Annotated in this window: 10 protein-coding genes; 6 read left to right on the top strand and 4 right to left on the bottom strand. The window is 50.7% G+C overall.

Annotated features, from left to right (window positions below; genetic code table 11):
- Nucleotides 1-31 precede the first annotated feature (31 nt).
- A protein-coding gene (locus tag ACXLHR_RS07805; RefSeq protein WP_458789593.1) for an IS3 family transposase occupies nt 32-1,374 on the bottom strand; the annotation gives its coding sequence in 2 pieces (ribosomal slippage) (nt 32-1,047 and nt 1,047-1,374; 1,344 coding nt in all).
- 152 nt (nt 1,375-1,526) lie between these two features.
- Between ACXLHR_RS07805 and ACXLHR_RS07800 the strand changes: the two genes are divergently transcribed.
- From ACXLHR_RS07800 to ACXLHR_RS07785, 4 genes are all read left to right on the top strand, one after another.
- A complete protein-coding gene (locus ACXLHR_RS07800; protein WP_458790912.1) occupies nt 1,527-2,240 on the top strand; it encodes a hypothetical protein in 714 nt (237 codons plus the stop codon).
- Between the two features lie 280 nt (nt 2,241-2,520).
- On the top strand, nt 2,521-4,350 hold the full coding sequence (locus ACXLHR_RS07795; protein ID WP_458790911.1) for a DUF4365 domain-containing protein: 1,830 nt from the start codon (nt 2,521-2,523) through the stop codon (nt 4,348-4,350).
- Nucleotides 4,351-4,366: 16 nt separating this feature from the next.
- Nucleotides 4,367-5,305 carry a lysozyme inhibitor LprI family protein gene (locus ACXLHR_RS07790; protein WP_458790910.1) on the top strand — a complete coding sequence of 313 codons (939 nt, stop codon included), beginning with the start codon at nt 4,367-4,369 and terminating at the stop codon, nt 5,303-5,305.
- 61 nt (nt 5,306-5,366) lie between these two features.
- Nucleotides 5,367-5,756: a hypothetical protein gene (locus ACXLHR_RS07785; protein WP_458790909.1), complete on the top strand. Its 390-nt coding sequence runs from the start codon at nt 5,367-5,369 to the stop codon at nt 5,754-5,756.
- A 335-nt stretch (nt 5,757-6,091) separates the two neighbouring features.
- Here the strand turns inward: ACXLHR_RS07785 and hsdR are convergent, their stop codons facing one another.
- From hsdR to ACXLHR_RS07770, 3 genes are read right to left on the bottom strand one after another with little or no spacing between them, the layout of a single operon-like run.
- Nucleotides 6,092-8,434 (bottom strand): EcoAI/FtnUII family type I restriction enzme subunit R, encoded by a 2,343-nt coding sequence (hsdR, locus tag ACXLHR_RS07780; RefSeq protein WP_458790908.1) that lies wholly within the window; start codon nt 8,432-8,434, stop codon nt 6,092-6,094.
- Nucleotides 8,435-8,449: 15 nt separating this feature from the next.
- Entirely contained in the window at nt 8,450-9,664 is a 1,215-nt protein-coding gene (locus tag ACXLHR_RS07775) for a restriction endonuclease subunit S (RefSeq protein ID WP_458790907.1), read from the bottom strand.
- Nucleotides 9,661-11,103 carry a class I SAM-dependent DNA methyltransferase gene (locus tag ACXLHR_RS07770; RefSeq protein ID WP_458790906.1) on the bottom strand — a complete coding sequence of 481 codons (1,443 nt, stop codon included), beginning with the start codon at nt 11,101-11,103 and terminating at the stop codon, nt 9,661-9,663. The genes ACXLHR_RS07775 and ACXLHR_RS07770 overlap by 4 nt, the downstream gene beginning before the upstream one ends.
- A 285-nt stretch (nt 11,104-11,388) precedes the next feature.
- Between ACXLHR_RS07770 and ACXLHR_RS07765 the strand changes: the two genes are divergently transcribed.
- Together ACXLHR_RS07765 and ACXLHR_RS07760 are read left to right on the top strand one after the other, a co-directional pair.
- Nucleotides 11,389-11,667, top strand: a complete 279-nt coding sequence (locus ACXLHR_RS07765; protein ID WP_458790905.1) for a transposase domain-containing protein — start codon at nt 11,389-11,391, stop codon at nt 11,665-11,667.
- A gap of 128 nt (nt 11,668-11,795) precedes the next feature.
- The gene (locus tag ACXLHR_RS07760; RefSeq protein ID WP_458790904.1) at nt 11,796-13,139 is read left to right on the top strand and encodes an ADP-ribosylglycohydrolase family protein; all 1,344 of its coding nucleotides are present in this window, start codon (nt 11,796-11,798) and stop codon (nt 13,137-13,139) included.
- Nucleotides 13,140-13,207 lie beyond the last annotated feature (68 nt).

Genomic DNA, 13,207 nt, shown 5'->3' with positions numbered 1-13,207 from the left:
AGAGAGAGTTCGGCTCATCTGGTTGGTTGCATTATGCGGCGTGTTGTCTGTGATGCAAGCGTCGCGTTTCGAGCGTCTTACGTTTGATCCTTTCCCGTTGCTGTAGAATGGCTTTGTCGCGTCCGAAGTATACGTCGGCGGGTGTAACGTTGTTCAGGCTCTCGTGGTAACGCTGGTGATTGTAGTGGTCTACGAAGGCTTCGATCTGAGCCTCAAGATCGCCGGGTAGGAAGTAGTTTTCCAGCAGGATGCGGTTCTTCAAGGTCTGATGCCACCGCTCGATCTTGCCCTGCGTTTGAGGATGATAGGGCGCGCCACGGCTGTGCTTCATATCCTTGTCTTTCAACCATTCCGCCAGCTCCCCCGAGACGTAGCTGGAGCCGTTATCACTCAGCAGGCGAGGTTTGTGGACGACATGAACTTGGTCACATCCCGACGCTGCCAAAGCCAAGTCCAATGTGTCCGTCACGTCTTGGGTTCTCATGTTGGTGCAAAGTTTCCACGAGATTATATATCGGCTGTAGTCATCGAGGATCGTGCTGAGATAAAACCAGCCCCATCCGATGATCTTCAGATATGTGAAGTCCGTCTGCCACAACTGATTGATGCCCGTGGTTTTGTCTTTGAACTCGCTCGCCGCCTTTATAACGATAAACGCTGGGCTGGTGATCAGATCGTGCGCCTTCAAAATCCGATACGTCGAAGCCTCTGATACGAAATAGCTTTCTCGATCCGTGAACGTCACGGCCAGTTCACGTGGCGACAACTCGGTTTCTTTCAGCGCCAACTTCACGACCTTGCGCCGCACCTCGTCAGGAATGCGGTTCCAGACGTGTTTGGGCTTCGGCGATTGATCCTGCAGTCCAACTTCGCCACGCCGCAAATATCGATCATACCAACGGTAGAATGTGGTGCGGGGAATGCCCAGCTTTGCCAACGTGAGCCGTGCTGACAGGTGGCTTTCCTCGACCAGCCGGATGATCTCCAGTTTCTCAGATGCAGGATATCTCATTCGTGGTTGCCCCCATCGCCCAGCATGCTTTTTTTAAGCAAACGGAGTTCGAGCGTTTGTTCCGCCACAACTTCCTTGAGATCATGGGCCTCACGGCGCAGATCCTTCACCTCGTCAGTGTTCGCCGCACGTGCCGTATCGCCCGCAAGGCGCCGCTTTCCGGCTTCCATGAAGTCCTTGGACCATTTGTAGTAAATGCCCTGAGAGATACCCTCACGGCGGCACAGCTCTGCAATGCTGTCTTCACCACGCAGACCATCCAGAACGATCCTGATCTTCTCTTCGGATGAGTAATGCTTGCGCGTGGCGCGTTTGATGTCTTTGACGATCTTCTCGCCAGGGCTCGTCGTTGTTTGTCTCATCTTCCACTCCTCAGTGGTGACGATGAGCCAGAAACACTCTCTTATCAAATAACGCTATTTGGTCCCATAGGCGCTGACGTCAGACAAGCAGCACAGGGCGGCGCGATTACATTACGGGCGATGATGTATCGGTAAACGGAAAATCGGGGCGCGTGACCTCGGTAACTGTAGGCAATATTATGAACCGCCAAGTGATTATCTACGACAAGCGTGCGCAGATTATCGCGACCAATAAACCGCATTGGTGGGACATTTGGAACCACACCTTTCGGGCGATAAAACACGAAAAGCCCCCTTACATTACATTACATAGGGATCAGGCTTCCCCTATGTATACGATACCTTATGAATTGGACCCGTCGGATCCCGACCAAAGCCGCGTTTGGCGCGTCGAATTACGGGCAGGTAAGACCTTGTTGAAAGAGACTTGGGGCATTCGGACTTGGGCCGATTTGTTCGACAAGCTGGGCGATTTGTTCCGTCATACGGGCGAAGTGATCCGTTACACCGATCCAGCGTCAACCGATCCAAACCGTGCGCGGTGGTCCAACCACATTCTATGGGAAACGGCTTGCGCTGAAATGAACGACGATCTGACCGAGATGCGCAGCGGCGTTGATCCGAACCCGCTCAAAGAGGTTCACCGTGAACAGCACATCGCGACTATCTTTCGCAACGTGCTAGGCTGTAGCATCACATTGGCGGCGCTAGAGGGCAAAGAGCCAGCGGACCTTCCTGATTTCTTTGAAGCGACTGCGCAGAAAATGAAAGACGCGGTGCAGTCTGATCCAGCCAAAACCGAGCGGCAATTGCGCGAGGCTAAAGAGCGGTATGTGTTTATACAAAAACCGGAAGCGCCTATGTAATGTTACATAGGCATATACGGCAGTCAAAAGCGCCTTACATCATGTAGGGCGCTTTTGCTTGGCGGAACTTCAGCTATGCAAGTTATGGCAGGAACTGGACCTTCGCTGCGTGGGTAAAACCTAATCCAAATGACGCCGAAGCGGACGCTCACGATGCAGCTTCTTCACAGATCAAAATACTTGATTGAGTTTGGTTATCAAGCGTGGGTGAAATAGGGTATGGCGATTGAAGGTAAAGAAATCGATTATAAATTTTTAAAATCAAGCGAGCCGTAACTGAATGCCAAAAAGATCACGAACACACCAGCTTGAAGACATATCTATCCAGTGCTTTGAACAACTCCTACCGGCGGAATGGGTCTGCCGTCGTAAAGACAAGGACTATGGAGTTGATCTGGAGGTGGAAGTTTTTGATGAATGCGGCGAAGCAACAGGCCTACTTTTCTTTGTTCAACTGAAAGCTACTGATGACATCAAGAAAGAACGCACCGTAAGTATGAAGGTTGACAGGCTTGAATACCTTGCCTCTTTCGACAACCCTTCGATAGTCGTTCGTTATTGCGACGTTTCAAAAGCATTACATTGGATTTGGTTGTCGAATATCTTCGCCAAAATAGCAACGCCCGAAACCGAAACGGTTAGCGTGCAGTTTGAAGAATCTGACACATGGACCGACGCAACGCCGTTGGAAATAATTGAAACAATGAAAGTGTACCGTACTATTCGGACCGCCTCCAGGCGCACGCCGATTGGGTTGTCTGTTAGACCAAATTCCAGCGCAGCTGGTGGAACTTTTGAGCTGAACTATGCTGTTTCTTCAATTCTAGATACATGTAAAATGGTTGTTGCAGAAAAGGATGGATCGAAATGCCTGCCGGTGACTGTATGGCTAGATGGTGATTACCTGTTAGCAGAGGTAGACATTATCTCATCGATTGGTGTGCACCTGCACCGAGTGCATCGAGATGACATTCTTGCTCAGCTTACTTACATTCTTGTTTATATGGCTGGAAGGTACGAGTTCTCATCACAGGCAAAAAACCTTGCTCAGGTTATTGTCGATCGGCGTTTAACTTGTCAAAGCAGAGAAATAGCAAGCTCTGTCGCATGTCTATTTGTTGATAAACCATCTCTGTGTGCGGAAATCGCAAGCTTGAATTTTTTGCATGACCAGCAAGACCCAGCGTACGCTAGATACATTCAAAGTTTACTCGGAAGTGAGGTTTCTGTCGAAGAAAAAACGGATGCTGTGAAAAGGTTCTATAGCAAAGCACTTGTTGCCCATGAAGAACAATCTCGCCACAGTCAGTCGGTTATACATTACTCCTATGGTAATTTCCTAAGAATGAAGGGTGATCACGCGCAAGCGGTTCGTCACTACAATACTGCTCGCAAGAAAAATCCCGAATACTTGGAGAAAGAATATTTTCTCGCTGAGCTAGCCGCCACTCTGTATTTCAAGAGGAGGTTTAGCGTTTCTGCTCGGTTGTACGCTGCATCATATGAGCTATCCAAAATGCCAAAAACAGCATTATGCGCGGGCGACGCGTTTCTATTTTCCCGAGAATTCCTTAAGTCGTCTGAGCTTTACGACATCGCTGCTAGGTCAGATAACGAGTTTGAAAAGACCGAAGCAAATTTGAAGATTTGGTTGGCTGACTGGTGCGCGGAATTTTGCGAACGTAACGAACAAATGGAGATGCGTGGCGTTTTTCATCGACCTGCCGTTTGGTCGGATGTTTTGGAGCAGTGCCTTGCCGCGGAACAAATCGAACATGCTCTCGCTGCGTCCCTCTTGCTCGCTTTTATATTGGAGGACGATGAGAAGGTTTGGACGCAAGCGATATCCTTAGCCGTCCATACCAAAGACATACAGCTTATGCTCGCTACTTTGTCCTCTGCAATTTGGCGTTGCGGATACGAAGCCTACACGCCCTTTCGCGATCACTTGGCCCAGAATGGTTTCAAAAATGAGAACTTGGTGCACTTCGATGAAATAGTGGACCATTTGTATACACTAAGAACTTCAACTGGTGACGATGGTGTAACGATGAGGGTCGTCGAGCAGCATCAATTTGACACGCTGGTTGAAGTGCCTACTGAAGTTTAAAGCTAGGAGAAGCGTTATGCGGCAACCAAACCCCGATCATATAATTGAATGGAGGGGAAGGCGTGGCTTTCAGTCCGGAGCAGCTTTTGATATCAAAAATCGCCTTGATGACCTCAGTAAGGCTTGGAGAAATTCACCAAGCCCATATATGGCTGAGTTCGTACCTATGCGAATTTCAACTTGCATTGAAGTTTACGCCCGTGAGCTAGTTAGAGAGCTTACCGATGCAGGAAGCCCATACGCGGATCAGGCTACAAAATTGGTGAAGAATGCAAAACTAGATCTAGCCTTTGCTGCGCACATTTCGGGAAAAAGTTTATCCATTGGTGATTTCGTGGCGCACTCTGTGTCCATCAACAGCATTGATGCAGTAATTTCAATTTTTACTACCTTAATTATCGACTTCATACCTAAGCTGAAGATAGCTCACGCCCTTTGGACGGAAGAGGAATGCTCTTGGCCACTGGACCCAATTATTGAGAACTACGAACGAACGGTCAGTGTCCTGTACCAAATGTTCGAAGTGCGCCATGTCTTGACGCACGAGCTACCAGATGCGTCGGTAGTCGACGATCTGGATATTGAGGAGCTGTGCAATGCGGCAAGCCTGTTTGTTGATGCTTGTGATTGGGTGGTTGTTGGGGAATTACATGGTTCACTACCTCGCACGCAAACAGCGATGAATATCGGTGCGGGTGAATGTCTCGAAGAGGCTCAAAAAATGCTAGATTCAGCATTCTCTGAAGTTGCAGCTCTTACAGATATTGATGGTAACAGATTACAAGAGACTCAGTCGCTCTGGCAAAAATTCTCAGACAGCGAAGCTTCTCTTGTTGCATCACAAGTCGAAGGCGGCTCGATGTACCCGATGATGTGGTCTTCAGCAAAAAAGGACCTTGTAAACGACAGGACAGAGCAACTTCACAGAATTAAAGATGAATGGATGGGCGAATAAGGTCCATTTCTGGAAAGTGGTACCACATTTTTAGCGCTAAGGTCCAACGGCGGCAAACGGAATGCTGGACCTCTGCATCCACAATGCTCACGAATGTCTCTCATCGGCCGATTTAGTGGCTTGGATACGGCAGATTGTGCGCAACCAACTGGCTGTTGAAATCGGTGCTAGAGCAGTTGATAAAACACGTATGGCGGAACATCACAAAGAAGGTCAGCGTAAACGGCGCGCGCAGCTTGCAGGGCATCCCGAATGGATGGAATACCCGCGCACGCGCCCAAAGGCGCTTAAAGCTGGAACCGATTTTTTCTTCTCGGGACGCATGTGCAAAAACCGACATTACAATTTGCGTACCGTTTTGGGTTCGCGATGTGTCGCTTGTGAAGACCAAGCTCACAACGTGAGCCCGTCGCTTGCATCCTTCATTAAGGATTGGATTTTTCCTGACTAACCCGCTGCGCTGTAGAAATGTTGCTGAGACACAATGGCAGTTAAGGGCCGAACAGCCCGAATCAACTTTGATCAACACGCGAGGGATAAGATTATTGGGCCGTGTTTCAAACGACACAGCTTAAAATCGGCTTCCGATAAGCTTCCGGATTTTTTTGGCCATTTTTTCCAAAACCCAAAATCACGTAAGTATTTGAATTTATTGGATAAATGGTGCCCCACACGTCCCCACATTTATAGCCTAAGTCGTTGCTTGAAAACGATAATAAGTTTTATAATTTACTCGATACCCCCAATGATACCCCCAAACTTGACTTCTAATGGATTTAAAGACCGTCAATTGGCGTAAATGTGAGCTTGGATATCCATAAACGCTCTTTTGATGATCGGGATTTCGCCAAGTACGCGTTTCGCGCCATTTGTGCCGCCGTACTTAACTTTCAGGAAGTCACCGATCTTACTCAGAGCAAGTTCATCAACCCCGTGAACTTCATAGGACCCCAATACAGCATCCAAGAAGGTGCGCATTTCGCCTTCAATATTCGCAAGGCCTAAAGCTCTCGCTTGATTTGCACGTTCGGTGCGCATTTTTGGCGCGAGCGTAAACTTCACATAGGCCAAGACATCAAAGATATCGCTATTGGGTGCGTCAATGAGGCGCTTCATGTCTTCGAGGCGGTCGCCATCATAGCCCTTATCGGCGAGCAGCTTAGTGAAGCTTAATCGGGATTCAGGATTGCCCCAAATCTTACGCAAGTGATCTTCGTCGCGCACAAGGTCGCCAAGATCGCCAAATAGCTGCTTCATAAACTCTTCGCCTGAAATCATCTTACCGTCGTGCGAAAAGTAAGTGGTCGTGGCGATGTATTTGATCTCTCGTTCTTTGCCGTCGGCGAGTTTGACGATGATTTTGGCCTCGGGTTCGGGCGGGGGCTCACGCGGCCCGTCGGCAATTGGTCCTATTGGACTCTCGCCTCTTGTCGGTTTCGGGTCTTCTGGGGGCAGGGGCTCGCCGTCCCACTCGGGATCACTGAAATGCTCGTAGGCTTTCACAAAGTCATAGACGGTGAAAAAATCTTTGCCCTCAAACGTACGCGTCCCACGACCGACGATCTGTTTGAACTCGATCATCGACTTAACGGGGCGCATCAGGATGATGTTGCGGACATTGCGGGCGTCAACGCCTGTGGAGAGCTTCAGCGAGGTCGTCAGGATTGTCGGGATGCTCTTTTCGTTGTCTTGGAATTCGCGCAAATGCTGTTCGCCCAGCGCGCCGTCATTGGCTGTGACGCGTTCGCAATAGTGCGGATCATCGATGTCTTTGATCTGGTTAATATAGTCGCGCACGGCGGCAGCGTGGTTTTGGGTGGCGCAGAATACCAGCGTTTTATGACGCGGGTTGATCTGGTCCATGAACTCGTGAATGCGGCTTTGCTCGCGCTCTGGGATCACGATTTTCGCGTTGATCTCGGCTTCGGTGTAAACGTGGTCGGGGTCAATCTCGCCGCTGACGACTTCATCATCGGGATCATAGACGTAGCTATCAATCGTGCTGGCCATTTGGCGGACTTTGAAGGGAGTTAGGAAACCATCCTCAATACCGCTGCGCAGGGCATAGGTGTAAACAGGTTCGCCGAAATACGCATAAGTGTCGGCGTTCGTCTTGCGTTTGGGTGTGGCGGTCAGACCCAACTGCACGGCAGGTTCAAAGTACTCCAAAACTTGCCGCCAAGTGCTTTCGTCTTTCGCGCCGCCCCTGTGGCACTCGTCAATGATGATAAAATCAAAAAAATTAGGCTCGTAGGCGTGGAAGTTAAACGTGTCTTCGCCGTTTTTCCCATCGGTCATAAACGTCTGAAAGATCGTAAAGAACACCGACGCATTGCGCGGCATCTTGCCCTTTTTGCTGATCTCTTTGGGGTTAATGCGGCTTAGGGCGTCCGGCTCGAAGGCGCTAAACGAATTATACGCCTGATCGGCTAGAATGTTGCGGTCGGCCAGAAACAGGATACGCGGGCGGCGCGTTGGCTCGCCTGTCAGGCTCCATCGCGCTTGAAACAGCTTCCATGCGATCTGGAACGCGATAGATGTTTTGCCCGTCCCCGTGGCCAACGTCAAAAGGATGCGGCGCTCGCCGTCTGACATTGCCTCTAGCACCGCGTTCACAGCGCCCGCCTGATAATAGCGGGGTTGCCATTTGCCGCCGTCGGTCTCGAACGGGATCTGGCCAAAGCGGTCGCGCCATGCGTTGCCTGTGGGGTAGCAGCGCAGCCAGAGATCGGCGGGGGCTGGCACGGCGTCCACTTCCGCCTCGGCCCCTGTGTGGCAGTCGATCTCGTGATAGCGCAGCCCGTTGGTGCAATAGGCAAAGCGGGCCCCGATGCGTGTGGCGTAGTCAAGCGCTTGGCCGCGTCCTTCGGTATAGGGCAGGGTGGCGCGTTTGGCTTCCATCACGGCGATGGCGTGGCCGTTCACGCGCAACACATAGTCGGCGGGTTTGGGGCTGTCTTTTTGACCGCCCGACTGAATACGACCGGGCCACAGCATTTCTTCACGACTGACACGCGCACCCTCATGGCGGGCGGAGCCTTCCCAGCCGTTCGCGGCCAGATCAGGGTCAATCCGCATGGCGCGGGTATCAGCCTCGGTCTCGGACATCAGGGGAGATTGATCAATCATGGGTTGAGGTTAGCGTCACGTGAGTTCTCCCGCAAAGGCTTTTTGCAAGAGAGACTGGCGCAAGTCCGCGATGTCGGTGAGTTTGGTGCGGTAGTTTGCTTCGGCCACTTGCACAATTGCGGAGGTTTTATCTAGCATATCAATTGCCGCATCTTGTTTCGAAAGGCTTGGAAATGGAAAATACTCAGTCTCGAAAGTGGCAAGATTGATGTTGTGCTGGGCTGCGCCTTCGCCTCGTGCTTTCAACCGCTTCTGAAAGAACTGTAAAAGGTATTCGAGGTATTGGCTAGTTGTCTGCTTTGGGTCTGGCACGACACCAATAATGCTGTCGGGGAAACAAGCGCTAAATGACAGGATCGCGGTTTCAGCGATGTTTGCGGCAATCGTAATGCATAAGGTATCGGCGGGCCAGAGTTTGCTCTGTGCCAATCCTTTGTCAGTGTAAGTTTGCTTGTATTCGGTGATCAAATGATCGGCGTTCCGAACATCCCCAGTTTGCACGAACGGATAGGGGCCACCGTAAAGAAATGGCGCATTTCTCGGGCGATGCTTCGATTTTCCACGCCCAAAATCCAAAGCGATTTCTTTCAACAGCTTTTGTTCGCTTTTCTTTTCAATTGTTGAAAATACACTGACCAACCCCGCCTCAAACAACTCCCGCGCGTTTTGGAGGTTGGTTTCGGCGTTGTCTTTGGCGCGGGCCAGCCCCTCAAACGCCGCATCCAAAACCGCCACGATTTGTTTTTGTTCTGCGAGGGGCGGGATTGGGATTTCGTAATTTTGGATGTGTGCTTTTGTGAGGGCTTGCCGTGTTGCGCCAGCGTCATCGCCAATCCCAAGCAGCGTGTCCTTGTGTTCTTTCGAAACGAGAAGATATGCCAGAAACTCAGAGTCAATCTCGTCTGGATCAGGGCGAATAATTGCAACGTGCTGATTGACGCGGGCTGGTATTATCTCAGGTGGAACAACGCAACAGCGAGCAATTGAAGCACCCGTGATGTTTAGGAGGACATCGCTACTTTCGACTTCGACGATGGACAGCTTTTCAGCTTGATCGTCGTCTATCCTAGCTAAGTCTTTTGGTCGAAACTGAAGATCGTGCACATTCATACTCCGAATGAGTGCAATACCTTCTTGTTTGTATGCATTGCGCCCACCCTTAGGCGTTGCCCCGCTACCAATTTTAGAGGTGACATCTTCAAGGCGCTTAACCTCCCAGCCCGCCTTCACAGCATGCCTCTGATCTCTTCCAAAATGGCCGCCGTCTCTGTGTCGCGCTCTAGCATATCCGCGATAATCTCGGAGGGGTCGCGCAGGGGGGCTTCCTCGGGGGCGAAGGGGTTTTTGACGGACATATCCACTGTGTCTGCGTCGATATCAGTGCGCTGCACGGTCCAGCTTTTCGCGCTATCTTGCTTCGTCTTTTGCAGGGTCACAAACTCTGCCAACTCATCATCGCGCAGGGGGGATGATTTGCCCAAGGACCGTTCAGGGTCCAGCGCGTAGAACCACGTTTTATGGGTCTTGCGCCCTTTTTCAAAGAACAGCACCACGGTTTTAACACCCGCCCCTTGGAACACCTTGGCGGGGCAATCCAGCACGGTGTGCAGATCGCAGGTCTCTAACAGTTCGCGCCGCAGCGCCGCCGCGTCGCCGTTGGATAGAAACGTGTTCTTGATGACCACAGCCGCGCGCCCGCCCGCCTTCAGCTTGCGGATAAAATGCTGGATGAACAGATAGCCCATCTCGCCCGATTTGATGGGGAAGTTTTGCTGCACCTCGGCCCGCTCGCCCGATCCAAACGGCGGATTGGCAAGGATCACGTCATGGCGGTCCTTTTCCTGAATATCCATGACGTTTTCATTGAGCGTATTGGTGCGGCGGATATTGGGGGCCGTGATCCCGTGCAGGATCATGTTCATAATCGCGATGATATAGGCCAGCGATTTCTTTTCCTGCCCGTAGAAGGTTTTGGTTTGCAGGGTGTTGAAGTCGGTGGCGGATATATCGGGGGTCAGCATGTGGGTATAGGCCTCGCACAAGAACCCCGCAGAGCCGCAGGCCCCGTCATAGATCGTCTCGCCGATCTTGGGGGCGATCACCTGCAGCATGGCGCGGATCAGCGGGCGCGGCGTGTAGTATTCGCCCCCATTGCGCCCCGCGTTGCCCATGCGCTTGATACGGCTCTCGTAGAGGTCGGAAAGCTCGTGCTTGGCTTCTTGGGTGTTGAACTCTAACCCATCCACGATTTCCAGCACGTCGCGCAGGGAATAGCCCGAGCGGAATTTGTTGGTGATCTCGGAGAAGATTTCGCCGATTTTATACTCAATCGTGTCAGGGCTGGTCGCATCCTCACGGTATTTTTTGAGCGTCGGGAAGAGGGTCAGGTTGATAAAGCTGATCAGGTCTTCGCCCGTCAGAAGGTCTTTGCGCTCAACGCCGTTTTCATCGGTAGGTGAGGCCCACGTTTTCCAACGCATCGCCGTTGGTAGGGTTGGAGTGTAGTCCGTGCCCTCTAGCTCGGCCTCATCTTGCCGTTCCTGTTCGATATCGTCGAGATACTTGAGGAATAAAATCCAAGAGGTTTGCTCTGCATAGTCCAGCTCGGACGCAAGCCCCTCTTCATTGCGAAGCTCGCGGTCGATGCTGTTAAAGGCGTTTTCAAACATTGGGATTCCTGCATTTTTTTGCAGAGTAGTTTCAGGGCAGGGGATGAACAACGACGAACTAGGCTTGCACGGGTTTTTTGATCAATGCGCCCTGTTCCTCCGTCGAAACGGGGCAATAGGCGCTAACTGCTGTGATAACGCCGGAATGCCCGATGTTTGCCGAGAATGCTTTGAAACCGAGGTGCGTGGGGTATTCCGCCTCAATACCGCCGCTCTACTGTAGAAAAGTGTGCTATCATTTGCAAAGGTTTCTGACGCAATAGATCTTTCGGCAGGACTGTACGTTTGCTTATAATCAACACTGTCGTAGATAGATCATCCAATGCGGCAATTGACGTAATCACGTTAAACGCTACCTGCTGCGATTTCGATAGTGCGGCTGCATTATTTGGCTCCAAAATCGACTACACTCGGGCGTGCATCGCATCTCTGATAGAGACCTGCATACTCAACAGTGTCGAGCAATACGCCTACCTCAAGGCAACAGTTGAGGCCGCCGCAGCAGTGCATCCCGCTGCGCGCATCGACAAGCTCATACCATGGCACTTTGACAGTCAGGATTGACAGCGTTTACAATGTTTTCGCCGAATTTTATGAAAAGTCGAATACTGTGTTGCAGGCCTAGTGTTCCCTATCTTCGTAGCTCCCAAAGGTTTATAAATACTCTGGAGACGGACTGTGTTGGAGCGGGTATGAACTTAGAAATTAAAGCGTTTTACAATGCAAACGCACCGTTAGCTGATGGATTTAGAAGGAAAGAGCTACTATCAATTTCTGATGATGAATTTGAGCAGTCGCGCGAGTTCATTCATTGGGCGTTTCCAACGTCGGAACCTAGCCAACAATTCCCTAACGCGCCAGTTTTAGATTTGGCCTCAGCAATTTGGCTTGCCGAAAAAACTGACTTCTCTGAGTTCTTAGAGGACATGGCTGTTAGATTTCTAGACTTTCTATCTGCCCAAAATCATTGGAAATGCCACTACAACCATAATCACCTTCGCATAAGCAGAGCAATTCAAAGCCTCAGAGTTTTACACAGCTGGGAATTAGCAAATTGGTTCCATTCTAAAGTCAAAGAACTTGCAGATGATAGTTTTTCGCTGATGCAGGAGGCTGATAGTTACTGGGCATATCATGCATCCCCTATTCATGATCGGATTGCTGGCGCGTTTGTTGGGTTGGCGATTGGTGATGCGTTGGGCGCACCTGTTGAGTTCTCGCCAAGAGGAACCTTTTCGCCTGTAACTGTGTACAGGTCAGGCGGTCGATTTAATCTTCCAGCCGGGGCTTGGACTGATGATACAGCAATGGCACTGTGTTTAGCCCAGAGCATAATCGAGAATGACAGCCTACAAAACGATGATTTATTGAATAGGTTTTGTGACTGGGCAGCGCATGGCTCGAATACAAGTACAGGGGTTGCCGTAGGTATAGGGCAAAACACGCTGCGTGTTCTCGGTGATTACCGCAGAAACGGCTATTTAGAGGCGCGCCCTTTTGGTTCAAAGAATGATGGTAATGGCTCCCTTATGAGGTTGGCCCCAGTTGCTTGTTATGCATATTCGGATGTTAATAAGGCCCGTCGATTGGCGAGCGAGCAGTCCAAGTCAACCCATGCGTCAAGGCCTGCTGACGAAAGCTGCCAACTCCTTGCTGAACTACTATGCATGTTAATTGACGGACATTCTTTGACGAATGCGCTGAAAGGAACGTCGCAAAGGGAGTGGGGGCAATTGGCAGGTTCAATCTTCAAGCATCCATATGCTGAGGAAGTAATAGATGATGTGACCGCAAGTGGATTTGTCATTGAAACTCTTCATGCTGCACTTTGGTCTGTGATCAATGCTGATAATTTCGAAACGGCGGTCTTAAAAGCAGTCAACTTGGGTGACGATGCGGACACCGTTGGTGCTGTTGCCGGGCAACTGGCAGGCGCGATATTTGGGTATTCGGCTGTCCCGAAATACTTGAAGTCCGGCCTTAGTTCTGAGCGATCACTATATGTGACTTCTCAGTTTCTTGCGAGACTAGAATAGGAGGTGCGAGACAGTCGGCCATTTTCAAACCTGCCCTGTCTGACGTCAGCGCCTATGGGACCAAATAG

This window comes from Yoonia sp. MH D7 (genome assembly GCF_054439475.1).
The sequence above is the reverse complement of the archived record's forward strand: the minus strand, read 5'-3'. Positions and strand labels throughout refer to the sequence as shown.

What these genes read in the sequence shown, in the direction of transcription:
- ACXLHR_RS07795 (WP_458790911.1), top strand. Translation starts at nt 2,521, where the DNA reads ATGCCAAAAAGATCACGAACACACCAGCTTGAAGACATATCTATCCAG.
- ACXLHR_RS07790 (WP_458790910.1), top strand. Translation starts at nt 4,367, where the DNA reads ATGCGGCAACCAAACCCCGATCATATAATTGAATGGAGGGGAAGGCGT.
- ACXLHR_RS07785 (WP_458790909.1), top strand. Translation starts at nt 5,367, where the DNA reads ATGCTGGACCTCTGCATCCACAATGCTCACGAATGTCTCTCATCGGCC.
- hsdR (WP_458790908.1), bottom strand. Translation starts at nt 8,434, where the DNA reads ATGATTGATCAATCTCCCCTGATGTCCGAGACCGAGGCTGATACCCGC.
- ACXLHR_RS07770 (WP_458790906.1), bottom strand. Translation starts at nt 11,103, where the DNA reads ATGTTTGAAAACGCCTTTAACAGCATCGACCGCGAGCTTCGCAATGAA.
- ACXLHR_RS07760 (WP_458790904.1), top strand. Translation starts at nt 11,796, where the DNA reads ATGAACTTAGAAATTAAAGCGTTTTACAATGCAAACGCACCGTTAGCT.